The sequence below is a fragment of the Tardiphaga sp. genome (assembly GCF_025356345.1).
Taxonomy (GTDB): domain Bacteria; phylum Pseudomonadota; class Alphaproteobacteria; order Rhizobiales; family Xanthobacteraceae; genus Tardiphaga.
Genome location: NZ_JANXTC010000086.1, coordinates 1 through 23,318, shown reverse-complemented (window position 1 = coordinate 23,318; position 23,318 = coordinate 1). Strand labels below are relative to the sequence as shown.

The 23,318-nt window shown below is 64.8% G+C and carries 21 protein-coding genes; 10 read left to right on the top strand and 11 right to left on the bottom strand.

Annotated elements, in window-relative coordinates:
- Positions 1 to 27 precede the first annotated feature (27 nt).
- Positions 28 to 993 carry an L-histidine N(alpha)-methyltransferase gene (gene egtD / locus Q0S16_RS04790; protein ID WP_295845645.1) on the top strand — a complete coding sequence of 322 codons (966 nt, stop codon included), beginning with the start codon at positions 28 to 30 and terminating at the stop codon, positions 991 to 993.
- A 79-nt stretch (positions 994 to 1,072) separates the two neighbouring features.
- Here the strand turns inward: egtD and Q0S16_RS04785 are convergent, their stop codons facing one another.
- Positions 1,073 to 1,309 (bottom strand): BolA family transcriptional regulator, encoded by a 237-nt coding sequence (locus tag Q0S16_RS04785; protein WP_295845643.1) that lies wholly within the window; start codon positions 1,307 to 1,309, stop codon positions 1,073 to 1,075.
- Positions 1,310 to 1,488: 179 nt separating this feature from the next.
- Between Q0S16_RS04785 and Q0S16_RS04780 the strand changes: the two genes are divergently transcribed.
- The 3 genes from Q0S16_RS04780 to Q0S16_RS04770 all read left to right on the top strand — a co-directional run bounded on the left by Q0S16_RS04780 (position 1,489) and on the right by Q0S16_RS04770 (position 4,248).
- Positions 1,489 to 1,851: a DUF427 domain-containing protein gene (locus Q0S16_RS04780; RefSeq protein WP_295845639.1), complete on the top strand. Its 363-nt coding sequence runs from the start codon at positions 1,489 to 1,491 to the stop codon at positions 1,849 to 1,851.
- A 241-nt stretch (positions 1,852 to 2,092) separates the two neighbouring features.
- On the top strand, positions 2,093 to 3,268 hold the full coding sequence (locus tag Q0S16_RS04775; protein WP_295845637.1) for an acyltransferase: 1,176 nt from the start codon (positions 2,093 to 2,095) through the stop codon (positions 3,266 to 3,268).
- Between the two features lie 44 nt (positions 3,269 to 3,312).
- Positions 3,313 to 4,248 (top strand): glyoxylate/hydroxypyruvate reductase A, encoded by a 936-nt coding sequence (locus Q0S16_RS04770; RefSeq protein ID WP_295845634.1) that lies wholly within the window; start codon positions 3,313 to 3,315, stop codon positions 4,246 to 4,248.
- Between the two features lie 143 nt (positions 4,249 to 4,391).
- Here the strand turns inward: Q0S16_RS04770 and purL are convergent, their stop codons facing one another.
- Positions 4,392 to 6,611 (bottom strand): phosphoribosylformylglycinamidine synthase subunit PurL, encoded by a 2,220-nt coding sequence (gene purL / locus Q0S16_RS04765; RefSeq protein ID WP_295845632.1) that lies wholly within the window; start codon positions 6,609 to 6,611, stop codon positions 4,392 to 4,394.
- Between the two features lie 202 nt (positions 6,612 to 6,813).
- Between purL and Q0S16_RS04760 the strand changes: the two genes are divergently transcribed.
- Positions 6,814 to 7,299 carry a PaaI family thioesterase gene (locus tag Q0S16_RS04760; RefSeq protein WP_294940422.1) on the top strand — a complete coding sequence of 162 codons (486 nt, stop codon included), beginning with the start codon at positions 6,814 to 6,816 and terminating at the stop codon, positions 7,297 to 7,299.
- A gap of 140 nt (positions 7,300 to 7,439) precedes the next feature.
- The gene (locus Q0S16_RS04755; RefSeq protein ID WP_295845709.1) at positions 7,440 to 8,924 is read left to right on the top strand and encodes a L,D-transpeptidase; all 1,485 of its coding nucleotides are present in this window, start codon (positions 7,440 to 7,442) and stop codon (positions 8,922 to 8,924) included.
- Positions 8,925 to 8,999: 75 nt separating this feature from the next.
- On the opposite strand, the gene Q0S16_RS04750 is transcribed toward Q0S16_RS04755, so the two are convergent.
- The gene (locus tag Q0S16_RS04750; RefSeq protein ID WP_294940424.1) at positions 9,000 to 9,905 is read right to left on the bottom strand and encodes a LysR family transcriptional regulator; all 906 of its coding nucleotides are present in this window, start codon (positions 9,903 to 9,905) and stop codon (positions 9,000 to 9,002) included.
- 134 nt (positions 9,906 to 10,039) lie between these two features.
- On the opposite strand from Q0S16_RS04750, the gene Q0S16_RS04745 reads away from it, so the two are divergent.
- The 3 genes from Q0S16_RS04745 (at position 10,040) to Q0S16_RS04735 (ending at position 13,491) form a co-directional block, all read left to right on the top strand.
- Positions 10,040 to 11,113, top strand: a complete 1,074-nt coding sequence (locus Q0S16_RS04745) for a tartrate dehydrogenase (protein ID WP_295845630.1) — start codon at positions 10,040 to 10,042, stop codon at positions 11,111 to 11,113.
- A gap of 56 nt (positions 11,114 to 11,169) precedes the next feature.
- A complete protein-coding gene (locus Q0S16_RS04740; RefSeq protein WP_294940428.1) occupies positions 11,170 to 12,138 on the top strand; it encodes a tripartite tricarboxylate transporter substrate-binding protein in 969 nt (322 codons plus the stop codon).
- A gap of 192 nt (positions 12,139 to 12,330) precedes the next feature.
- The gene (locus tag Q0S16_RS04735; protein ID WP_295845628.1) at positions 12,331 to 13,491 is read left to right on the top strand and encodes an acyl-CoA dehydrogenase family protein; all 1,161 of its coding nucleotides are present in this window, start codon (positions 12,331 to 12,333) and stop codon (positions 13,489 to 13,491) included.
- Between the two features lie 17 nt (positions 13,492 to 13,508).
- Here the strand turns inward: Q0S16_RS04735 and Q0S16_RS04730 are convergent, their stop codons facing one another.
- Positions 13,509 to 14,564, bottom strand: coding sequence for a diguanylate cyclase (locus tag Q0S16_RS04730; protein WP_295845626.1), 1,056 nt, complete (start codon positions 14,562 to 14,564; stop codon positions 13,509 to 13,511).
- Between the two features lie 173 nt (positions 14,565 to 14,737).
- The gene (locus Q0S16_RS04725; RefSeq protein ID WP_295845622.1) at positions 14,738 to 15,610 is read right to left on the bottom strand and encodes an aldo/keto reductase family oxidoreductase; all 873 of its coding nucleotides are present in this window, start codon (positions 15,608 to 15,610) and stop codon (positions 14,738 to 14,740) included.
- Between the two features lie 93 nt (positions 15,611 to 15,703).
- Between Q0S16_RS04725 and Q0S16_RS04720 the strand changes: the two genes are divergently transcribed.
- Complete coding sequence (locus tag Q0S16_RS04720) at positions 15,704 to 16,633, top strand: LysR family transcriptional regulator (protein WP_295845619.1); 930 nt, start codon at positions 15,704 to 15,706, stop codon at positions 16,631 to 16,633.
- Positions 16,634 to 16,787: 154 nt separating this feature from the next.
- On the opposite strand, the gene Q0S16_RS04715 is transcribed toward Q0S16_RS04720, so the two are convergent.
- From Q0S16_RS04715 to purQ, 6 genes are all read right to left on the bottom strand, one after another.
- Positions 16,788 to 18,386, bottom strand: coding sequence for an ABC transporter substrate-binding protein (locus Q0S16_RS04715; protein WP_295845617.1), 1,599 nt, complete (start codon positions 18,384 to 18,386; stop codon positions 16,788 to 16,790).
- A 77-nt stretch (positions 18,387 to 18,463) separates the two neighbouring features.
- Complete coding sequence (locus Q0S16_RS04710) at positions 18,464 to 19,786, bottom strand: TRAP transporter large permease subunit (protein WP_295845615.1); 1,323 nt, start codon at positions 19,784 to 19,786, stop codon at positions 18,464 to 18,466.
- A 15-nt stretch (positions 19,787 to 19,801) separates the two neighbouring features.
- Entirely contained in the window at positions 19,802 to 20,344 is a 543-nt protein-coding gene (locus tag Q0S16_RS04705) for a TRAP transporter small permease subunit (RefSeq protein WP_295845612.1), read from the bottom strand.
- A 117-nt stretch (positions 20,345 to 20,461) separates the two neighbouring features.
- A complete protein-coding gene (dctP, locus tag Q0S16_RS04700; protein ID WP_295845609.1) occupies positions 20,462 to 21,502 on the bottom strand; it encodes a TRAP transporter substrate-binding protein DctP in 1,041 nt (346 codons plus the stop codon).
- Positions 21,503 to 21,860: 358 nt separating this feature from the next.
- Positions 21,861 to 22,796: a tripartite tricarboxylate transporter substrate-binding protein gene (locus Q0S16_RS04695; RefSeq protein ID WP_295845707.1), complete on the bottom strand. Its 936-nt coding sequence runs from the start codon at positions 22,794 to 22,796 to the stop codon at positions 21,861 to 21,863.
- Positions 22,797 to 22,831: 35 nt separating this feature from the next.
- Positions 22,832 to 23,318: phosphoribosylformylglycinamidine synthase subunit PurQ (gene purQ / locus Q0S16_RS04690; protein ID WP_295845606.1), on the bottom strand; the 487-nt coding region annotated here is incomplete at its 5' end.

Here is a 23,318-nt window from a genome sequence, read left to right as displayed (position 1 = left end):
CAGCGCGCTGGCGTTGAGGAGAGTTTGATGAACGTTCATGCCCCACTGGCGCGCGCGCCGCTCGACGCTGCGACCTCGGCCTTTGCCGCCGATGTCACCGAAGCCCTCTCGCAACATCCCAAGAAACTCTCGCCGAAATATTTCTACGACGCGGCCGGTTCCGAGCTGTTCGAACAGATCACGCTGCTGCCGGAATATTACCCGACCCGCACCGAGCTCGATATCCTGCGCGCCCGTGGCGCGGATATCCGCGCCATCATTCCGCATCATGCGGCCTTGGTCGAGTTCGGCGCCGGCGCCACCACCAAGGTGCGGCTGCTGCTCAACGAATGCGAATTCGGCGCCTATGTACCAGTGGATATTTCCGGCGACTTCCTGAACGCGCAGGCGGCTGAATTACGCGCCGACTTCCCCGCGCTCCACGTATTTCCGGTAACCGCCGATTTCACCGCGCCGTTCGAGCTGCCCGACGCGGTCCGCGCCATGCCCAAGGTCGGCTTCTTCCCCGGTTCGACGCTGGGCAATTTCGAGCCGCATGAAGCCTCGGCCTTCCTGCGCAGCGCCCGCGCCATTCTCGGTCCCGGCGCGCTGATGCTGATCGGCATCGATCTGGAGAAGGACGAGAAGCAGCTCTACGCCGCCTATAATGACGCGGCAGGGGTCACCGGGCAGTTCAACAAGAACGTATTGGTGCGGATCAACCGCGAACTCGGCGGCGATTTCGACCTCGCGGCGTTTTCGCATCGCGCGATCTATAACCGCGAACGCCACCGCATCGAGATGCATCTGATCGCCAGGAAGCCACAGACGGTGCATGTGCTGGGCCGGAGTTTTGTTTTCCGTGCTGGCGAGAGCATCCACACCGAGAGCAGCTATAAATACAGCCTGGATCGGTTCGCGGCGCTGGCCAAGGGCTCCGGCTGGACCCCAAAGGCGTCATGGACCGACGCGCAGCAGCAGTTTTCGGTGCACGCGCTGGTGGCGGGGGAGTAAAACTCCGCTCCCTCCCCGTCTTCGCTTCGCGAAGCCACCCTCTCCCCGCAAGCGCGGGGCGAGGGAATAAGCAGCGCGCCTACGCCTCCGGCACGCCGGTTTGCAGTGCCAGCGCGTGCAACACGCCGCCCATCTGGCCCTTCAGCGACTGGTAGACGATCTGGTGTTGGGCGACGCGCGATTTGCCGCGGAAGGATTCCGCGATCACGGTGGCCGCATAATGGTCGCCGTCGCCGGCCAGATCGCGGATCGTGACCTCGGCATCGGGAATCGCGGCCTTGATCATGGTCTCGATATCGTGGGCGTCCATCGGCATTCAGAACTCTCCGGTATGATTTTGATGGCGGCATCGCCTGCCGCCCGGTTGCCCAGCCTAGCCCGGACGCCCCACCGCGTCACGGCCTTCTGAACAGATATCCCGCAGCGCCCCCTGTAAAACCCCGGCCGGATCGCACATTTGCAAGGCAGAAGATGTTCCGCAACGAGGGTTTGACCATGAAGCTCCCCGGCCCCGACCATCCCATCAGCATCGCGCCCAGCGACCGGCACATTCGCGTGCGGGCTGGCGACATCGTGATCGCCGAGACCACCCACGCGCTGACCCTGAAGGAGGCCAGCTATCCAGCCGTGCTGTATATTCCGCGCGCCGACGCCAACCCCAGGCTGATCAGCCGCACCGATCGCGTGACGCACTGCCCCTACAAGGGCGATGCCAGCTATTACAGCATCAACGCCGGCGGCAAAACGCTGGAAAACGCAATCTGGACCTATGAGACGCCGTTCCCGGCGATGGAAGAGATCAGGGATTATCTGGCATTCTATCCAGATAAGGTGACCATCGAGGAAGTGACGGGCTGAGGCAGTCATTCGAGGAATGGCGGCTTCAGCCCGTCATCCCGGGGCGCGTCTGGCAGCGTCAGTCGACAGGCGCGAACCCGGGATCTGGAAATATTTTGAACATGTCGGGATTGCGGGTTCACGCGCGGCTCGCGCCGGAATGACAGTGGCCTGATTTGCCGCCGTCATCCTCTCCCTTTATGTTGCTGAAAATGTCGGCCGTCGTGCGGGCCGAACAACGCAACAGGGCCGATCGATCCCCATGTCCAACCGCAACGCCGCGCTCGACCGCGCCCGCACCTTCATCACGCTGCTGGTGCTGGTGAACCATTCGGTAGTGGCCTACACGGCGTTCGGCCGCTTCTATCCCAATCATTATCTGTGGTCGTCGGCGCCGGTCGTCGACAGCCAGCGCTGGATCGGCTTCAACATCCTGACGCTGTTCAACGATGCGTTCTTCATGTGCCTGATGTTCCTGCTGTCCGGCCTGTTCGTCGCAGGCTCGCTGCGGCGCAAGGGCGTCGCCGACTTTCTGCGCGATCGCGCGCTGCGGCTGGGGCTGCCATTCCTGGCGATGCTGCTGGTCTTGATGCCGATCGCCTATTACGCCTCATTCCGGCTCTCCAGCTCCAACCTCGGCTTCCTCGACTTCTATGCCGCCAACCTCAAACAGGGGGTCTGGTTCGATGGCCCCGGCTGGTTCATCTGGTACCTGCTGTTTCTCGATTTGCTGGCGATCCCGCTATTCTATCTGGCGCCGGGGCTGATCGACGCCATCAACCGGCTGTCGCAAAAATCATTCGAGCGCCCGGCCCTGTTCGCCGGCGTTCTCGGCATCGTCTCGGTCGCAGCCTATGTGCCGATGCTGTTCGAGGTCGGCGCGGTCAGATGGTTCAACTGGGGGCCGCTGCAGGTCCAGCTCAGCCGCACCCTTCTCTATGGCGTGTTCTTCTTCGCCGGCATGGGGATTGGCGCGGCCAATATCGATCAGGGCCTGCTGGCCAGATCCGGCGCGCTGGCGCGGCGCTGGTATCTCTGGTCGATCGCCGCCGCCGTCGCGTTCGGCGCCCTGATCGAGCTGGTCAATTTCCGCCGCATGAAGCTCGCCAACCTGACCGGCGCGCCGCCCTTCTGGTGGCAATCGAGCTACGGCGTGGTCTATGCGCTGGCCTGCACGCTGATCTGCCTCGCGGTGCTGGCGCTGTTCGTGCGCTTCGGCCAGCGCGAGAAAAGTATCTTTGACCCGGTGCGCGACGACGCCTATGGCATCTATGTAGTCCACTACATCCCGGTGCTGTGGCTGCAATATGCGCTGCTCGACGTGACCGCGCTCGGCGCGGTTTCGAAGGCGCTGATCGTGTTCGCGGCTACGCTGGCGGTAAGCTGGGCCGCGACAAGGGCCCTGCGCGCCATCCCCGGCGCCAAGCGGGTCCTGTAGCGCCCCCCGGCGCAACGGGATTCAAACCAGATGGACAGGTCACGGTGATCAAACTTCTATTCAACGTCTCTCCCGCCTTGTTCCAGGACTATCGCGAGCCGATCCTGACCGCACTCCAGCGGCGCAATATTGCAGCCACCGCCGCTCTCCCGGGCGGTTTCGCACCTGATGAGGTCGACTACATCATCCACGCCACCGGCGGCCCCGTGATCGATTTCAGCGTGTTCACCAAAGCGGGCGCGGTGCTGAGCCTGTGGGCCGGTGTCGAGAAGATCGTCGGCAATGCGACGCTGACACAGCCTCTGTGCCGGATGGTCGATGACGGGCTGCGGCGCGGCATGGTTGAATGGGTGGTTGGCCACGTTCTTCGCGCGCATCTGGGGATGGATCGCTATGTCTGCCAGAAGTCGCTCGCCTGGACGCAGCACGTGCCGCCGCTGGCGACCGAGCGCTCGGTCTCGGTGCTCGGTCTCGGCGAGCTTGGCGCGGCGGCGGCCACCGCGCTCGCGGGACTTGGATTCCGCGTCACCGGCTGGAGCCGCGGCGCCCGCGAAATCCCCGGGGTGAACTGCCTCGCAGGGTCAGAGCGCCTGCCCGAAGCGCTGGCCGCGGCGGAAATTCTGGTCTCGATCCTGCCGGAGACGCCGCAGACCATCGATCTGCTGAATGCCGAGCGGCTGGCGCTGCTTCCCGAGGGCTGTTGCATCCTCAATGCCGGACGGGGGTCGCTGATCGTCGATGACGCTCTAGTCGCGGCGCTCGACAGCGGTCACGTCCAGCAGGCGACGCTGGACGTGTTTCGCACCGAGCCGCTGCCGCCCGGCCACAAGTTCTGGTCGCATCCGGGCGTGACGATCTCGCCGCACGTGGCGGCGGCCACGCGTGTTTCATCGGCGTCTGACAATATCGCAGAGAATATTGCGCGGGCAGAAAGCGGCGCACCACTGCGGCATGTGGTGGATCGCACGCTGAGCTATTGATCGCGTTTCCCGGACGCGCTGCGGCGCTCTTGTGCCGCTGCGCAGAGCCGGGATCCCGGTTCGCGGGCGTAAAGTACCGGGACCCCGGATCAGCGAAGCGATACTTCGTATCGCGTCGCGTCCGGGGAACGCGGTCCGAGCCTCTACGACGCCTTCGCGTTCATGTAGTTCGGCAACCAGGCTTCATGCGCATGCAGCAGCGCCTTGACGTGCACGGCGCGCTCGCCGGCAACCGCTACTTCATGACCGCCGGTGATGCCGATCTGTACGCAGGGCACGTCCACCGTCTTCAGTTTCGTGAGCACGCCGAGCAGCGCGCTCTCCGGCACGGTGACGATATAGCGCGCCTGGTCCTCGCCGTACCAATAAGCATGCGGCACGATCGAGGACGGCGCGGCGTCGAGCCTAGCGCCGATACCGCTCGCGATCGCCATCTCGGTCAGCGCGATCAACAAACCGCCGTCGGAGAGATCATGCACCGCCGTCGCGGTGCCGGCATGGATCATGCCGCGGACGACGTCGCCGTTGCGCTTCTCGGTTTCGAGGTCGACCGGCGGCGGCGCGCCCTCCTCCCGGCCGCAGATGTCGCGCAGATAGACCGACTGGCCGAGCCAGCCATGGGTGTCGCCGATCAACAAAATCGCTTCGCCCTCGGCCTTGAACGCCAAAGATGCCGATTTGGTGAAATCGTCGAGCAGGCCGACGCCGCCGATCGACGGCGTCGGCAGGATGCCGCGACCGTTGGTCTCGTTGTACAGCGAGACATTTCCCGACACGATCGGGAAGTCGAGCGCGATGCAGGCCTCCGCGATGCCCTTCAGGCAGCCGACCAGCTGGCCCATGATCTCGGGCCGCTCCGGATTGCCGAAATTGAGGTTGTCGGTGATCGCCATCGGCTTGCCGCCGACCGCGGTGATGTTGCGCCAGGCTTCGGCCACCGCCTGCTTGCCGCCTTCGACCGGATCGGCCTCGCAATAGCGCGGCGTGACGTCGACGGTCATGGCGAGGCCCTTGGGGCCGTCCTCGATCCGCACCACCGCGGCGTCGCCGCCGGGGCGCTGAACGGTGTTGCCGCCGATCACATGGTCGTATTGTTCCCATACCCAGCGCTTCGAGCAGAGCTCCGGCGTGGCGATGAGCTTCTCCAGCGCATCCGCGATCGACAGCGGTGCCGCGACATCGCGCGCATGAATCACCGGCAGCACCGGCGACGGCACGTGCGGGCGATCATACAACGGCGCCTCGTCGCCCAATTCCTTGATCGGCAGGTCGACCATGGTCTCGCCGCCATGCTTGACGACAAAGCGCATGGTCGGCGTGGTGTAGCCGACGATCGCGAAATCGAGGCCCCACTTCTTGAAGATCGCCTCGGCCTCTTTCTCTTTTTCCGGCTTCAGCACCATGAGCATGCGCTCCTGGCTTTCCGACAGCATCATCTCATAGGCGCTCATGCCCGGTTCGCGGGTCGGCACGGTGTCGAGGTTGAGTTCAACGCCGAGATTGCCCTTGGCGCCCATCTCGACCGCCGAGCAGGTCAGACCCGCGGCGCCCATGTCCTGGATCGCGATCACGCAATCGGCGGCCATGATCTCGAGGCAGGCTTCCAGCAGCAGCTTTTCGGCGAAGGGATCGCCGACCTGCACGGTCGGGCGCTTCTCGGCGGAATCCTCGTCGAATTCGGCCGAGGCCATCGAGGCGCCGTGGATGCCGTCGCGGCCGGTCTTGGAGCCGAGATAGACGATCGGCATGTTGACGCCCGACGCCGCCGCCAGAAAGATCTTGTCGGCATCGGCGAGGCCGACGGCCATCGCGTTGACCAGGTTGTTGCCGTCATAGCGGGTGTGGAAGCGCATCTGGCCGCCGACGGTCGGCACGCCGAACGAATTGCCGTAGCCGCCGACGCCGGCCACCACGCCCGACACCAGATGCCTGGTCTTCGGATGCTCCGGCGCGCCAAAGGACAGCGCGTTGAGGCAGGCGATCGGCCGCGCGCCCATCGTGAACACGTCGCGCAGAATGCCGCCGACGCCGGTGGTGGCGCCCTGGTACGGCTCGATGTAGCTCGGGTGGTTGTGGCTCTCCATCTTGAACACGATGGCCTGGTTGTCGCCGATATCGATGACGCCGGCGTTCTCGCCCGGCCCCTGCAGCACCCATGGCGCCTTGGTCGGCAGGCCCTTGAGGTGCAGCCGCGAGGATTTATACGAGCAGTGCTCGTTCCACATCGCCGAGAAGATGCCGAGCTCGGTGAAGCTCGGGACCCTTCCGATCAGCTTGAGAATGCGGGCGTACTCGTCGGGCTTGAGGCCGTGGGAGGCAACGAGTTCGGGGGTGATCTCCGGGGAGATTTTGGGCTGATTCATGAGGGCTCTGGGGCACTTCTGCGTGGTTGAGGCTTCTTCATAGGGAGAAGGCTGCCGCGGGAATAGGCCTTTTAGCCCCCGCTTCCGCCCTGTCCAAGCCTTTACGGAAATCGCCGCCGGAACCAGCATTTGCGCCCGGCGGATGGATCGGATTTAACACTTTTCAAAAGCATTCCCAAAGCATTCCAAGGAGTTCAGACCCGTGACGACCGCGACACCACCGATCCTGCCGTTCCCGTCCCATGTGGTCACGGCCACCGAGGGCGAATTCGCCGGCTGGACCACCTGGACCCGGGATTCCTTCGAATCCAACAACGGGCCATTCTGGCACAAGGTCGAGCCCGACGGCAAAGTCCGCTGTGCGTTCCGGGTCGAGAAGAAGCATCTCAACGGCCTGCGCACCGTCCATGGCGGCTGCTACATGACCTTCGCCGATTATTGCCTGTTCGCGCTCGCCTCGCGCGAGTTGCAGGGCCCCGGCATCACCGTATCGTTCGGCTGCGAATTCCTCGACGCCGCCCGCGAGGGCGAACGGATCGATTGCGACGGCGAGATGACCCGAATCGGCGGCTCCCTGATCTTCTTGCGGGGTATCCTGACATCGGCCGAACGCCCGCTGTTCACTTTCTCCGGCACCATCAAGCGGGTGAAGAAGAAGGAAAGGCCACTCGCCGCGGTGCATCCATAATTTGGGGATCGTCGGCTCGACCGCATCGCTGATGGAAGCTGTTCGTCGCACGGAATTTCGCTATGACAATTGACGAGCGCGCATTTCAACCGGGGACTGATATGGCCAAACGGTTTTTGACGGGACTATCCAACGTGCCGATGCGACCAAGGGGACCGACGGCTGTCGTCATGGCCGCGGCGATGGTCGTCCTGACCACGTTGACCAGTGCCGCCGCAGCGAAGCCGAAACGCATCGCGCCGGTCGAGGCCACCGCGCCACGCGAGGCCGGCGAGCCGATCATGGCGATCGTGTCGATCAAGTCGCAGCAGGTCACGCTCTACGACGCCGATGGCTGGATCTTTCGCGCGCCGGTATCGACCGGCACCACCGGACGCGAGACGCCGGCCGGCGTGTTCGCGCTGCTGGAGAAGGACAAGGACCACCATTCGACGATGTATGACGATGCCTTCATGCCGAACATGCAGCGCATCACCTGGAACGGCGTCGCGCTGCATGGCGGGCCGCTGCCCGGCTACGCCGCCTCGCATGGCTGCGTGCGGATGCCGTTCGGCTTTGCGGAAAAGCTGTTCGACCGGACGCGGATCGGCATGCGGGTGATCATCTCGCCGATCGACGCCGCCCCGATCGACATCTCCCACCCGGCGCTGTTGATGCCGAAGGCGGAAGCCATTGCCGCGGCCCCCGTGCGCGCCGAAACGCTGGCCCGCGAGGCCACCGAGGCGGCCAAGGCCGCCGACGAGGCCAGGCAGGCCGCCGCCGGTGCCACGCGCGAGGCGAACGCGCTTGCCGCGTCCGTCAAGAAGCTGCAGGCGCAGAAGACACGCGCCGACCGCGATCTCGCCAGCGCCGACAAGTCGCTCGCCGCCGCGAAGACCGACGACGCCAAGGCGCGCGCCGGGGAGTCGCAGCAGAAGGCCGCCGCGAGGGCCGCGGAACTGGCGACGCAATTCGACGCCGCCACGGCCGCCGCCGCCGCCAAGCCAAGCGCTGCCGCCATCAAGGAAGCCGCCAAGGCCGCGCAGACCCGCAAGGCCGACGCCGCCCGTGCCTTGACCGACGCGAAACTCGCGCTCGAGCCAGTCTCGGTCTACATCAGCCGCGCCACGCAGAAACTGTACGTCCGCCGCAACACCCACAAGCCCGCGCCCGATGGTGGCGGCGAGGTGTTCGATTCCAGCATTGAGGTGCCGGTCACGATCCGCGATCCCGATCGGCCGATCGGCACCCATGTGTTCACGGCGATGGCGAAGAACGAGGCCGGGCTGCGCTGGACGGCGGTCAGCATTGACGGCGGCGACAGCGCGAGGGACGCGCTCGATCGCATCACCATTCCGCAGGACGTGCTCGACCGCATCGCGCCGACCGCGGGGCCGCGCTCCTCGATCGTGATTTCCGACGAGCCGCTGAGCAAGGAAACCAACTACCGCACCGAATTCGTCGCCGTGCTGGCCAACCAGCCACAGGGCGGTTTCATCACCCGGCAGCCCACGGCGGTCGCCAGCCGCGACGACCAGGACGACGACGGCTTCAATCTGTTTTCGCCGCGCAATTGGGGGCCGCAGCCCGTCGATCCGCGCCGCGGCGGTCAGCCGTTTCGTCCGATGCAGCGCGGCTGGTGGTAGGCAGAACGGAAGGCGTCATCAGCCGGGTCGGCGGATATCACGGCGCGGCTCGCTGACGCCACGCCAACGGCCGCATCAGGCTTCAATCGCGTAACGCATCAAATTGATCTGAAGCATCTCGATCAGGCTGTCGCGCACCGGATCGCGTGTGCCACGCGTCCAGGCGGCTGCGAGCGGTAACCGGTTCATGGCGGACGACACCAGCGGCACGTAGCGAACGCCGCGGGCGGCCATCCGCGAGGTCCATCGCGGCACGATGGCGACGCCAATTTCAGCCGACACCAGATTGACGATGGTCTGCTTCTCGTCGGCGATCTGCACGACATGGGCCCGCAGGCCGGCTTCCGAAAACAGCTTCATGGTGAGGTCATGGCTGTGCGGCCGCGACCGGCGCTCCGGCACGATCAGCGGCTGGCTGGCGAGATCGGCGATGGTCAGGCTCGATCGGTCCGCGAAGGCGTGCCGTTCGCAAACCGCGACAACGGCGGTCTCGTGAAACAGGAACAGCAATTCGAGCCGCTTGTCGGCGTTCTCCGGCGGCCGCACGAAAGCGAGGTCGAGACGACCCGACAGCAACCACGGCAGCAGGCGGATGGTCTTGTCTTCCACCAGATTGACGCTGACTTCCGGCTGCTGGTCACGGATATCATGCAGGATCGCCGGCAGCAGACCGGCCGCCGCGCTGTCGATCGCGCCGATGCGGATCGTCGCCGCCCGGGCCCTGCCCCGGGCCCGAAAACTGGCCGCCAGCCGATCGGCCTGCGCCAGCAGCTCATGCGCCTGCTTGAGCAGCACCGCACCGTCTTCGGTCAACGCCACGCTGCGCGTCGTCCGCGTCAGCAAGCGGGTGCCGAGGTCGTCTTCCAGCATGCGGACATGGCGGCCCAGCGCCGACGGCATCATGTCGAGTTGCTGCGCCGCGCGCCCGAAGTGCAGCGCTTCGGCCGCCGCCACAAAACAGCGTAGCTGATGCAGGTCCATGGTCACTCCCATTCCCGATTATATCATTTTTTTGTATAAACCAATGCGCTTGAGCCGTGACTTCCACGGCCGCAGGGTGACCGCGACCGCCGCGAGCGCGGCGCAAGACCAGAACCACCAGGTGAGGAACTCTGATGCGTGAATATTCCATCGCGGCCATTCCGGCCGATGGTATCGGCCCCGAAGTCATCGAAGCCGGCATCACGGTGCTGGAAAGCCTGCAGACGCGCATCGGCGATGTGAAATTCAATGTCGAGACGTTCGACTGGGGCTCGGCCTATTACCGCCAGCACGGCGTCATGATGCCGGCCGACGGCCTCGCCCGGCTGAGGAAGTTCGATGCCATCTATTTCGGTGCCGTCGGTGCGCCCGATGTCCCCGACCACATCACGCTGTGGGGCCTGCGGCTGCCGATCTGCCAGGGTTTTGACCAATACGCCAATGTGCGCCCGACCAAGATCCTGCCCGGCATCACCTCGCCGCTGCGCAATGTCGGGATCGGCGATCTCGACTGGGTGATCGTGCGCGAAAACTCCGAAGGCGAATATGCCGGCTGCGGCGGCCGCGTGCATCGCGGGCTGCCGGAGGAAGTCGGCACCGAAGTGGCGATCTTCACCCGCGTCGGCGTCCAGCGCATCATGCGCTACGCCTTCAAGCTGGCACAGTCGCGGCCGCGCAAATTCCTCACCGTGGTCACCAAGTCGAACGCGCAGCGCCACGGCATGGTGATGTGGGACGAGATCGCCGAGGAAGTCTCAAAGGAATTCCCCGACGTCACCTGGGACAAGATGCTGGTCGATGCGATGACCGTGCGCATGACGCTGAAGCCGCGGAGCCTGGATACCATCGTCGCCACCAACCTGCATGCCGACATCCTGTCGGACCTCGCCGGCGCGCTGGCCGGCAGCCTCGGCGTGGCGCCGACCGCGAATATCGATCCGGAGCGCCGCTTCCCCTCGATGTTCGAGCCGATTCACGGCTCGGCCTTCGACATCACCGGCAAGGGCATTGCCAATCCCGTCGCCAGCTTCTGGACCGCCGCGCAGATGCTGGAGCATCTCGGCGAAGGCGATGCCGCGGCACGGCTGATGCGGGCCGTCGAGCACGTCACCGGCGCCGGCATCATGACGCCTGACGTCGGCGGTACCGCGACGACCAAGGAAGTGACGGATGCCGTCGTCGCCGCGATCCATAGTTCCAACGTCTGAAGGCCCATCGTCCGGAGAATGACGAGGGTATCGAACCGAAAAACAGGGAGGCCAACATGAAGCTGAAAGCCATTGCCGCCATCGCATTCGCCATGGTCACCAGCCCCGCTTGGGCGCAGAACTACCCGAGCAAGCCGATCACTTTGCTGGTGCCGTTCGCCGCCGGCGGCGCGACCGATACGGTGGCGCGCGTCACCGCCGTGACGATGTCCAAACTGCTTGGACAGACGATCATCATCGAGAATGCCACCGGGGCCGGCGGCACCATCGCCGCGGCCCGCGCGGCGCGCGCCGACCCCGATGGCTACACTTTGCTGATCCATCACATCGGCATCTCGACGGCCGCGACGCTGTATCGCAATTTGTCCTACGACACCAAGACCGCGTTCGCACCGATCGGCCTCGTCACCAACGCGCCGATGACCATTATCGCGCGCCCCGACCTGCCGCCGAATTCGCTGGCCGAGCTGATCAGCTACATCAAGGCGAATGGCGACAAGATGACGTTCGGCAATGCCGGCCTTGGCGCCGCCTCGCAATTGTGCGGCATGCTGTTCATGACCGCGGTGGACAAGCAGATCCTGGCGGTCCCCTACAAGGGCAACGGCCCGGTGATGAACGATCTGATCGCCGGCCAGATCGATCTGACCTGCGATCAAACCACCAATACAACCGGCCCGATCGCCGCCAAACTGGTCAAGAGCTACGCCATCACGACGAAGACGCGGCTGTCGTCGATGCCCGATTTGCCGACCGCCGATGAAGCGGGGCTGAAAGGCTTCGAGGTCGCCGCATGGCACGGCATCTACGCCCCCAAGGGCACCCCCGACGACATCATCCAGAAATTGTCGAAGACCTTGCAGGCGGCGCTGCGTGATCCCGATCTGGTGAAACGCTTCAACGACATCAACACCGACCCGGTGTCGCAGAACGACGCGACGCCCGCCGCGTTGAAGGCCACTTTGCTCAGCGAAGTCGATCGCTGGGCACCAATCATTCGCGCCACCAATCAGTTTGCGGATTGAACGCGCACCTCGACGCCATTGGGCCATCGCCCCGGGACCACCCGGGACGATGGCTTGTGCTTGTATCCGCTCCATCCTGCTGTATGACCCAGCCATCGCCACGGGCAATTGCCACCCAAGCGGGCTTGACCGCGGGGCTGACCTGCCAGCCCGAATTCCGCTGTGGCGGAGATCGACCGGAGTAATCTAACCATGACTGATCGAGCCGACACCATTGCCGCGAATGTCGAGGCGTTCGTCCGCGGCATCGTGATCCCCTATGAGAAGGATCCGCGCACCGGGCCGCATGGCCCGAGCGACGAACTGGTGCAGGAATTGCGCGATAAAGCCCGCCTCGCCGGCGTGCTGACGCCGCATATCCTGGCGGACGGATCCCACCTCACCCAATGCGAGACCGCGACGGTGCTGATCAAATCCGGGCTGTCGCCGCTGGGCCCGTTGGCCTGCAACACGATGGCGCCCGACGAGGGCAACATGTACCTGCTCGGCAAGGTCGGCAGCGCCGAGCAGAAGGCGCGCTTCCTCGAGCCGCTGGTATCCGGCCGCGCGCGCTCGGCGTTCTTCATGACCGAGCCCGCCGAAACCGGCGGCGCCGGCTCCGATCCGTCGATGATGCAGACCACCTGCAAGCTCGACGGCAATCACTGGGTCATCAACGGGCAGAAGAAATTCATCACCGGCGCGGAAGGCGCCAAGGTCGGCATCATCATGGCGAAGTCGGACGACGGCGCCTGCCTGTTCCTGGTCGACCTGCCCGACCCCGCCATCCGCACCCTGCGCGTGCTCGACACGATCGACAATTCGATGCCCGGCGGCCATGCCGAGATCGCCATCGAGAATTTGCGCGTGCCGGCCGACCAGATGCTCGGCGCCGCCGGCGATGGTTTCAAATATGCCCAGATCCGGCTCAGCCCGGCGCGGCTGTCGCATTGCATGCGCTGGCTCGGGCTGGTGATCCGCGCCCACGAGATCGCCACCGATTATGCCTGCCGCCGCCACGCCTTCGGCAAGCCGCTGGTCGATCACGAGGGCGTCGGCTTCATGCTGGCGGAGAATCTGATCGACATCAAGGCATCGGAACTGATGATCGACTGGTGCGCCGGCGTGCTCGACACCGGCTCGCTCGGCACCGCCGAGAGCTCGATGGCCAACGTGGCGGTGTCGGAAGCCTTGATGCGGATCGCCGATCGCTGCGTGCAGGTGATGGGCGGCAATGGCGTGTCCGGCGACACCATCGTCGAGCAGGCGTTTCGCGAGGTCCGCGCCTTCCGCATCTATGACGGCCCGACCGAAGTGCACAAATGGTCACTCGCCAAGAAGATCAAGCGCGACTGGAAGACCGCGCAGCAGTAATCGTCCAGGGGCGTCGTCTACGCGCTGATCACGCAATTCCGCCCTGCATCCTTGGCGCGATACAGGGCCGCGTCGGCCCGTGCGAGGGTGACATCGGGCGCTTCATCCGTGCGTATCTGGGTGAGGCCCGCCGACATCGTCACGACCAGGCTGTCTGAAATGCCGGTCCATTCCAGATTGGCGACGATATTGCGCAACCGGTTCACGGTCGCGGCGGCGTGGTCGTTTGAGACATGCGGCAGTACGAGAAGAAACTCCTCGCCGCCGTAGCGGCCGAGCTGATCCACCTCGCGCACATTCGCAGTGACTGCGATCGCAAAGCTGCGAAGCACTTCGTCGCCAGCCGGATGGCCGAACCGGTCGTTGATCCGCTTGAAGAAATCCAGATCGATAATGGCGACCGAGCAAGGTTCCTTGCTCCGCCGCACCCGCGCCGTTTCATCGTTCAGTGCCCGCATGATGTAGCGGCGGTTCAACACGCCGGTCAGTTCGTCGATGCACGCCAGTCGCTCGATACGTTCGGCCAGCAACCGGTAACGCGCCTCGCTGTCGCGGACGGCAGCTTCGGCGGCTCGGCGCTCGGTGACGTCGGTGAAGGTATTGACCGAGCCTCCATCGGCGAATTGCACCCGGCGCACTTCCAGGGTCAGGCCGTCAGGACGCGGCCAGTCATAGACCAGCGGAAACAGGCGTGAATTGCTCCCCCTGATTAGCTCGAACGTCGCCGCGGGCATCAGCGAAAAATCGCCGCGGCCATTCTGAAACTCGCGGATATCAAGAAACGCCGCGTTTTCATGCAGCACAGTGTCTGGCAGGCGGAGCAGCTCAAGGGCGCGCGGATTGCACAGACGCACGGTCTGGCTTTTGTCGAGAAGCACCAGACCCTGATCCATCTGCTCCAGCGTCGTACGCAGCAGTTGCTGGCTCTCGACCAGGTCAACCGTCCGCTCCAGCACAAGCGACTCCAGTTCCTGGCTGGAGCGCTTGCGCAAATCGCGTCGAAGATCGTCGACCTCCGGCGCGGCCGGTCGATGATCCAAAAGTGCCGCGCGCGAGGGATGACTGGGAAACATGCAGATCTGACCAGATTTTCCGCCGCAGCCTGTGCGACCGGCGTCAACCCGCAGTTAAAGCTTCACCACGTACGAATACGGTACCGGTTATAGGAACACCACCTCGTGGCCGTCGCTCGGCAGGGTCAGTCGCCCCCAGCCCGGTGCGATACGCGGTATCGCTCGCAGATCCCTCAGGCGGCGACGGCGACGCCGTCGAGCTCACGGATCGCATCGTCGGGCAATACCAACTGCCCCGCCGCCAGGTTTTCCCGCAGATGCGCCACCGACGCGGTACCGGGGATCAGCAGGATGTTGGGCGACCGGCGCAGCAGCCAGGCCAGCGCGACCTGCATCGGCGTCGCACCCAGCCGCAGGGCTACGGCAGACAGGCTGGAGGATTGCAGCGGGTTGAAACCGCCGAGCGGGAAGAACGGCACAAAAGCGGTGCCGGCACGCGCGAGGTCGTCGATCAGCGCGTCATCGTCGCGATGCGCCAGATTATAGTAGTTCTGCACGCAGACGATTTCGCAGATCCTGCGGCCGTCCGCGACCTGGGTCGGCGTCACATTGCTGAGCCCGATGTGTCGCACCAGTCCCTGGCGCTGCAGATCCGCCAGCACCGTGAGCGGCGCCTCCAGCGATCCTTCGACAGGGCCGTGCACGTCCAGCATGCTGCGCAGATTGACGACGTCGAGCGCGTCAAGCCCGAGATGGCGCAGATTGTCGTGCACCGCCTGCGTCAGCTCTTCCCGGGACATCGCCGGAATCCATGATCCGTCGGCGCCGCGCCGGGCGCTGATCTTGGTGACGATGGTCAGATCATCCCGGTACGGATGCAGCGCCTCGCGGATGATCTGGTTGGTGACATGCGGCCCGTAGAAATCGCTGGTGTCGATGTGGTTGACGCCCTGCGCCACCGCCTCGCGCAGCACTGCGAGCGCCGCGTCGCGGTCCCGCGGCGGCCCGAACACGCCGGGGCCGGCGAGCTGCATGGCGCCGTAGCCGAGGCGGTGAACATGGCGGTCGCCGAGCGCGAAGCTGGCGGAATTCCGAAGGCTGGTCATGTCGATCTCCCTGATGTGACCAGCTTGACTTAGACGATGCGGACATGCGCTAGAATAGGCACAGTCTGCACAGCTCGTACGAAAATTCGCACAATGAAAACCAGCCTCGCCGACCTCCAGGCCTTTGTCGCAGTCGCCCGCGCCGGCGGCTTTCGCGATGGCGCGCGCATCACCGGCCTCAGCGCCTCCGGCCTGAGCGAGGCGGTCCGAAGACTCGAGGCCCAGTTGGGCGTCCGGCTGCTCAACCGCACCACGCGCAGCGTGGTTGCGACCGAGGCCGGCGAACGACTGCTGCAGCGCCTGACCCCGGCGCTCAGCGAGGTCGAGGCCGCCATCGACGTGGTGCACGGCCTGCGCGGGCTGCCGGCGGGCACGCTGAAGCTGAATGTCCCGGTCAGCGCGGCGCGGCTGGTGCTGCCGGCGATCCTGCCCGGCTTCCTGGCGGCCTATCCCGATATCCGGCTGGAGATCGTGGTCGAGGAGAGTTTCGTCGATGTGCTGGCGGCCGGGTGCGATGCCGGCATCCGCTATGGCGAGCGGCTGGAACAGGACATGGTGGCGGTGCCGATCGGTCCGCGCCAGCAGCGCTTTGCGCTGGGCGCCGCGCCGTCCTATCTCGATCGGCGCGGACGCCCGTCGCATCCGCGCGATCTGCTCGGCCATAGCTGCCTGCGCGGCCGGTTTCCCAGCGGCGCGATGATGGCGTGGGAGTTCGAGCGCGACGGCGAGACCGTCAAGGTCGACGTCACCGGTCCCCTGCTGGTGGACATCAGCGGCGCCACCGATCTGCTGGTCGATGTCGCGATCGCCGGCACCGGCATCGTACCGTTGTTCGAGGACTGGCTGCGCCCGCATTTCGACAGCGGCGCGCTCGAACGCGTCCTCGAACCATGGTGGCCAGGCTTCGACGGGCCGTATCTGTATTATCCCGGGCGCCGGCTGGTGCCGGCGCCGCTGCGGGCCTTCGTCGATTTCGTCAAGGCGAAGGCGGGCAAGGGCTCGAGCGGGATCGTAACGGATTGAACCGAGCCGCACGTGTCACGGACGCGATGCAGCACAAAGTGCTGCTTCGCAGAGCCGGGACCGTCGCGAACGCCGGCGTTTGGTAGGGTCCCGACGCTGCGAAGCACCACGCCCAAGCGGGCGCGCTGCATCGCGTCCGGGACACGTAGAGCGGCTACTGCATGCTCACCGTCGTCAGGTCGACGAACCAGGATTGCGGCGACACAAATCCCTTCACCTTGGTGCTCATCGCGCGCGGATTGAGGTCGTGCACGATGTAGAGCCAGGGCGGGTTGTCGACCAGGCGCTCATGCGCCTTGCGCGTGGCGGCCGAGATCACCTTGGGGTCTGTCGCCTCGGCCAGCGTCTGCAGAGCCGTTTCGAACTCCGGATCGTTGAACTGTTCGAAGTTGAAGCCTTTGGGCGAGGCGTTGGCCGCCGCGAAATAGCGTGCCATGACGCCGACATCGGAAGATGGCGACGAGATGTTGAGGCTCATCGCCCCCTTCAAGCCCGGAGCGTCCGGCACCGCGCGCGCATTGTTGAGCAGCAGCTGCCATTCGATCACGTCGAACTCGACATTGACGCCGCAGGCTTCCTTCAGGTTCTGCTGCAGGAATTCGTTCATCGGCAGCGGCAGCATCTGGCCGGAGCCGGAGGAAGAGATCTGCACCTTGAACGACAGCGGCTTGGCGGCGGTGAAGCCAGCCTCGGCGAGCATCGCCTTGCCCTTGGCCGGATCGAACTTGTAGCGGTTCACCGGACTGCCGAAATTGGGATCGCTGGCCTTCAGCCAGCCGGCCGACGGCTCCGCGGTGCCGGACAGCAGCGACACCAGCCCATCGCGGTCGACGCAATAGTTCAGCGCCTGCCGGACTTTCACGTCCTTGAACGGGCTGTTGGCGGCGCCGATGTTGTAGAACCATGGCCAGACATGCGGATAGGAGCCGGTGGTGATGGTGAAGCCGGCGGCTTTCAGCGACGCCAGCCCGTCGGGCGGCGGCACCTCGATCCAGTCGACCTGACCGGAACGCAACGCCGCCAGCCGCGCATTGGCCTCCGGCACCGGCATCAGCACCACGGTGTCGACCTTGGCCTTTTTAGCGGCATCCCAATAGCCGTCATGGCGCGCCAGTTCGACGCGCTCGCGCGGCACCACCTTGGTGATCCTGAACGGGCCGGTACCGGCTGCCGGCAAGGTCGCGACCTTGGCCCAGTCACCGGCCTTGGCGAACGACGCCGGCGAGGTGAACAGCAGATACACCGCCATATAGGGGAAATACGACGCCGCCGAAGTGGTCGAGATCGAGACGGTGAAGTCGTCGATCTTCTTGTAGCTACCCATCACCGGCACGCGCGCGCGCGAGATCGCCGAGGCCGCGACTTCGAATTGCGGGCTGTCGTTCTTGAAGAAGCGGTCGAGATTCCAGATCACGGCGTCGGCGTTGAAATCGCCGCCGTCATGAAATTTGACGCCCTTTCGCAAGTGAAAGATCCAGGTCTTGTTGTCGTCGGGCGCCTGCTCCCAGCTCTCGGCGAGGCCCGGGCGCAGCGGCGCCAACTGATCGGTCCTGGTCAGGTCCCACAGCACCAGGCCCTCGAAGATCGGGTAGCCCATGAAGCGCATGCCCTCGAAACCGTTATTTGGCAGGCCGGTCGCGGTGGGGATATCGGAGGCGGTCATGGCGATGCGCAGCGTGGTTTCGGCGACCGCCGGTTGCGCCAGCAGCAATGCCGCGATCGCAAGGGCCTTGGAAGCGTGACGGATGAGCATGGTCTCTCCAGCGTTCAGGAATGGCGTGGAGACACCAGCAAGTTCCGGGCCAGCGCGGGCGGGCGGGGCTCCGCCCGCTATCTGGCGGGCCCGAAGAACAGGTTCGGGAAGTACAGCGCGATCTGCGGAAACAGGATGATCAGCAACACGCCGAACATGGTCACCAAGACGTAGGGAATGACCGACCAGTAGATGTCGCTCATGGTCACGTCCGGCGGCGCCACGCCCTTCAGATAAAACAGGTTGAACCCGAATGGCGGTGTCATGTAACCGATTTCCATCATGATGATGAAGACCACGCCGAACCAGATCGGATCGAAGCCCGAGGCATGAATGACCGGCAGGAATACCGGGAGCGTGATCAACATGATCCCGACCGGATCGAGCACCATGCCGAGCACCAGCAGAACGACGAGCATGAACGCGAGCGAGCCCCATTTGCCGCCCGGAATCAGCGTCATCAGATCGTTCATCAGTTCATTGGCGCCGAGCGTCGTATAGGCGGTCGAGAAGGCGTGCGCCGCGAACAGGATCCACATCACCAGCGCGGTCAGCCGCAGCGTCTGGATCCCGGACTCGCTCAGCATCTGGAACGTCAGCTTGCGCTGCACGGCGGATGCCACCAGCGCCCCGAACACGCCAAGCGCCGCGGCCTCGGTCGGCGTCGCGAAGCCGCCGAAGATCGCCCCCAGCACCAGCACCATGATGAACATCGGCAGGAATACCGCCTTCAGCGACCGCAGCTTGAGCTTCCAGTCACCGCGCTCCTCGACCGGCAGCGCCGGCGCCAGCGATGGCTGCCACCAGGCGCGGACGCCGATATAGATCGTCACCAGCGTGAACAGCAGCATCCCCGGACCGATGCCCGACGCGAACAGACGTCCCACCGAGACTTCGGTGAGCATCGCGTACAGCACCATCAGGATCGACGGCGGAATCAGGATGCCCCAGCCGCCACCGCAATTGATCGCGCCGAGCGCGAGCCGCTTGTCGTAGCCGCGCTCCAGCATCCGCGGCAAGGCGATGGTGCCCATCGTCACCACCGCGGCGGCGCTGATGCCGCTCATCGCCGCGAAGATCGCGCAGATGGCGACGGTGCCGATGGCAAGGCCGCCGCGAAAACCACCGAACCAGACATGCATCATCCGGTACAGATTGTTCGCAACGCCGGACTTCTCCAGCAGCATGGCCATATAGACATACATCGGGATCGCGATGAGCGTGAAGCTCATCATCGACTCCCAGAACTTGGACGCCACGATGTAGAAGCCGACCGGCCCCATCGTGAAATACAGAAAGATGCTGGAGATGCCGCCAAGGGTGAAAACCAGCGGCGTGCCGATGAACAGGAAGAACAGCAAAGAGCCGAAGAACAGCAGCGTAAGAAACTCGACTGACACGATGGGTCCGTTCGTTCAATGAGAGGGATCGTCGGTGGCCTGCTTGCCGAACGCCGCCGGATCGTTCCGCAGCCCGCACACGGTGCGGATATCCGAGACCGTGCGAACGACGCCCTGCAGCAACAGCAGGATGCCGGCGAGCGGGATGACGATCTTGGCCGGCCAGATATGGGGATCCCAGATACTCGACGAGGTTTCGAGCTTGGTCGCCGATTCCCAGGCCATGTCGATGCCCTGGTAGATCAGCACGGCCATGAAGATGTAGAACAGCACCGACGTCGACAGATCGACGATCGCCTTCTTCACGCGGTTGAAGCGACCATAGATGATGTCAACATTGACATGCGCGCGCTCGACCAGCAAATAGCCGCCGGCGATGACGGCATAGACGGCGAAGATCAATTGCGCGAGCTCGGCGGTCCAGATCGCGGCGCTGCCGACCAGATAGCGCATCACCACGTCGGCCAGCAGCAGCACGAACATCGGAACGATCAGCCAGGCGGCGGCCCGTCCGACCCAGGAATTCACGGAGGTCACCGACCTGGCGATTTTCAGCATAGGGTCATCCACGCTCGTTGGACGGCGGCATCGACGCAGCGCCATGCCGCATCCGCCGCGCTCCAGTTGAAATGACGATCGAGACGCCAGCCGCGTCCGCGCAAAGTGGCGGATGCATCAGACGTAACCGAGGTCGGTCATCAGCTTGGTGATCGTCGCGGCGCCCGCGGCCGCGACCGGCCCCTTCGCGATTTCCTTCTGCATGATGACCTTGGAGGCCTCGTTGAACCTCGCCATGACGTCATCGGGGAAGCGCACGACTTCGACATTCATCTTGGTCCGCCCAATCGTCAGCGCCAGCGCTTCCTGGTGCTGGTATTCGACCGACCGTCGGAAATAGCGTTCCTCGAGCAACGCCAGCAGGATCAGACGGAGATCAGCCGGAAGCTTGTCCAGCGCCGCGATATTGAGAATGAAGGCATCGGTCGTAAAGCCGAGCGCCGGCTTCATGTGGAACGGTGCCACCTCCCAGAACTTCATCGACAGCGCGCCCACGGCGGCGCCCCAATGCGCGCCATCGACCACGCCGGTCGAAATCGCCTGGTAGATCTCGGGCCCCGCGACCTGCTGCGGCGCCGTGCCGGCGGCGGCGAGATATTCCAGCATCGTGCCGGCCGAGCGCACCTTGAGCGAGCCGAGATCGGCCAGCGAGGTGATCTTCCGTTTCAGCACGATTTCGGTCGGATAGGCCTTGTCGCCGAGCATCATCACGCCCTTCGGCCGAAGCTCGTCATTGACCATCTTCTCGATTCCGAGATTCTTGACGAGATGCATCATCTCCCAGCTCTCGCGCAACGCGCCGGGCACGCCGTAATACAGTCCCATCGCCTGCGCCTCGCCGAGCACATATCCCGGCGAGATGGTTCCCATCGGCACGACGCCCCGCCGCACGATGTTGTAGATCTCGCGATCCTTGGCGATCTCGCCGGCGCCGAACAATTCGAGCTTGAACCGACCGCCGGTGCGCTCATCGAGTTCCTTCTGCAGCACCACCAGACTGTCATTGAACGAGCTCGAGGCTTTCGGCCAGTGCGCCTGCACTTTCCACGACACTTTGGCCTGCGCGTTGGCCGGACCGATGATGGCTGGCATCGCAACGGCCGCGGCAAGCGTTCCCGCAACCAGGCTGCGACGATTGATGGTCTTGGTTTCCGACATGCGCCGCGCTCCCAGATTTGTCTCGCTAAGATTTTTTTCTCTATGGCAGCAGACCACGGGAGGGACAGGCAGGTCAATCGATCGGCCCTCATTGGCTCGACCGTCACGATCGCGAAACGTCTATGAAAATAGGTGTTTGGCGACTATGCGCTGATACACCGCACGGTGGTCGGTTGTGATATGAGCTGCGCCGCGATGTCTGGCATGAAAGCATGCAGGCCACGGACTGTTCGATCGCACGGCGTCGCGCGTGTTACCGCGGCAATATGGCAGGGCGGAAATTGCGAACGAATGGCTGCGCGGAACCGCGGGATGAAACGCGGAGTCAGGCATGGTCAGGAACCATGCAGGCGGCGCGTTATTGCGCCTTGTCGCCCGCCAGCATCGCGCGGTACTTCGCGACGTCGCGCGTCACCAGTTGCTGCAGCATCTCGGGCGTATGCTCGTTGGCATCCGGCGCGACCGTGGAGAGATCGCCGAAGCGCTTCTTCACCAAGTCGCTTTCGACGGCCGTGCGCGCCGCGGCGTTGAGCCTGGCGATGATCTCCGGCGGCGTGCCTTTTGGCGCGAACAATCCGTTCCAGCCCTGCGCCTCGAATTCCGGCAGCCCGGCTTCGGCCGAGGTCGGCAGATCCGGCAGCGAGCCCAGCCGCACAGTGGAGCCGACCACGATGCCGCGCACGAGCTTGTCGTCGATCGCTTGCGAGACCGAGGCGGCGGAGTCACAGACGCCGTCGATCTGGCCGCCGATCGCATCGGTCAGCGCGGGCGCCGCGCCACGATAGCCGACCAGCGTCACGTCGATGCCGGCGGCCGCGACGAAACTCTTGCAGATCAGGTAGTTCGACGAGCCGACGCCGGCATGGCCGAGATTGACCTTGCCGGGGTTGGCTTTCGCGTAGGCGACGAAATCCTTCAGCGTCGCGCCCGGAAAATCCTTGCGCAGCGCGACGATGCCGAAGGTCTTGGCAACCATGCCGATCGGCGCGAAGGAATCCGGCGTGAACGGCAGTTTCGGATAGATGGTGTAGGTCGCGGCACTGGTCCCGGCATTGCCGATCGCGATGGTGTAGCCGTCCGGCTCGGCGCGCGCCGCGCGGGCCAGCGCGGTGGAGCCGCCAGCGCCGACCACGTTTTCCATGATGATGGTCTGGTGCAGCGTGACCGCCATCTGCTCGGCGACCACGCGGGCGATCACGTCGGAGGTGCCGCCGGCCGCGAACGGCACGATCATGGTGATCGGCCGCTTGGGATAATCCTGCGCCTGCGCCGTCACCGCGGAGAACGCGGCCATGGCCGCTGCGGCGGCGATCTTGAAGAACACCGCGCTCACGCAGCGCGCGCCAGCTGCGCCACCAGGCCGGCGAACAGGCCGCGGCCGTCGGTGCAGCCCATGATGTCCTCGACGTGATTTTCCGGATGCGGCATCATGCCGAGCACGTTGCCGTGTTCGCTGACAATGCCGGCGATCGAGGCAGCCGCGCCGTTGATATTGTGAGTGTCGCTGACCTCGCCGGTCGGGCTGCAATAGCGGTACAATACGCGGCCATCGCCCTCGAGACGCTTCAGGGTCTCGGCATCGGCGGTGTAGTTGCCCTCGCCATGCGCGATCGGCACCCGGATCACCTGCCCGGCATTGTAGCCGCTGGTGAAGGCCGTGTCGGAGCGCTCGACGCGCAGATGCACGTCGTGGCAGATGAATTTCAGTTTCGCGTTGCGCATCAAGATGCCCGGCAGCAATCCGCTCTCGCACAGGATCTGGAAGCCGTTGCAGACGCCGAGCACCAGCCCGCCATCGGCGGCGAAGGCCCGCACC

Bases quoted from the DNA above. Each gene is read 5' to 3' on its own strand.
- egtD (WP_295845645.1), top strand. From the start codon at position 28: ATGAACGTTCATGCCCCACTGGCGCGCGCGCCGCTCGACGCTGCGACC.
- Q0S16_RS04785 (WP_295845643.1), bottom strand. From the start codon at position 1,309: ATGCCGATGGACGCCCACGATATCGAGACCATGATCAAGGCCGCGATT.
- Q0S16_RS04780 (WP_295845639.1), top strand. From the start codon at position 1,489: ATGAAGCTCCCCGGCCCCGACCATCCCATCAGCATCGCGCCCAGCGAC.
- Q0S16_RS04775 (WP_295845637.1), top strand. From the start codon at position 2,093: ATGTCCAACCGCAACGCCGCGCTCGACCGCGCCCGCACCTTCATCACG.
- purL (WP_295845632.1), bottom strand. From the start codon at position 6,611: ATGAATCAGCCCAAAATCTCCCCGGAGATCACCCCCGAACTCGTTGCC.
- Q0S16_RS04755 (WP_295845709.1), top strand. From the start codon at position 7,440: ATGCGACCAAGGGGACCGACGGCTGTCGTCATGGCCGCGGCGATGGTC.
- Q0S16_RS04750 (WP_294940424.1), bottom strand. From the start codon at position 9,905: ATGGACCTGCATCAGCTACGCTGTTTTGTGGCGGCGGCCGAAGCGCTG.
- Q0S16_RS04745 (WP_295845630.1), top strand. From the start codon at position 10,040: ATGCGTGAATATTCCATCGCGGCCATTCCGGCCGATGGTATCGGCCCC.
- Q0S16_RS04740 (WP_294940428.1), top strand. From the start codon at position 11,170: ATGAAGCTGAAAGCCATTGCCGCCATCGCATTCGCCATGGTCACCAGC.
- Q0S16_RS04735 (WP_295845628.1), top strand. From the start codon at position 12,331: ATGACTGATCGAGCCGACACCATTGCCGCGAATGTCGAGGCGTTCGTC.
- Q0S16_RS04730 (WP_295845626.1), bottom strand. From the start codon at position 14,564: ATGTTTCCCAGTCATCCCTCGCGCGCGGCACTTTTGGATCATCGACCG.
- Q0S16_RS04725 (WP_295845622.1), bottom strand. From the start codon at position 15,610: ATGACCAGCCTTCGGAATTCCGCCAGCTTCGCGCTCGGCGACCGCCAT.
- Q0S16_RS04720 (WP_295845619.1), top strand. From the start codon at position 15,704: ATGAAAACCAGCCTCGCCGACCTCCAGGCCTTTGTCGCAGTCGCCCGC.
- Q0S16_RS04715 (WP_295845617.1), bottom strand. From the start codon at position 18,386: ATGCTCATCCGTCACGCTTCCAAGGCCCTTGCGATCGCGGCATTGCTG.
- Q0S16_RS04705 (WP_295845612.1), bottom strand. From the start codon at position 20,344: ATGCTGAAAATCGCCAGGTCGGTGACCTCCGTGAATTCCTGGGTCGGA.
- dctP (WP_295845609.1), bottom strand. From the start codon at position 21,502: ATGTCGGAAACCAAGACCATCAATCGTCGCAGCCTGGTTGCGGGAACG.
- Q0S16_RS04695 (WP_295845707.1), bottom strand. From the start codon at position 22,796: ATGGCCGCGTTCTCCGCGGTGACGGCGCAGGCGCAGGATTATCCCAAG.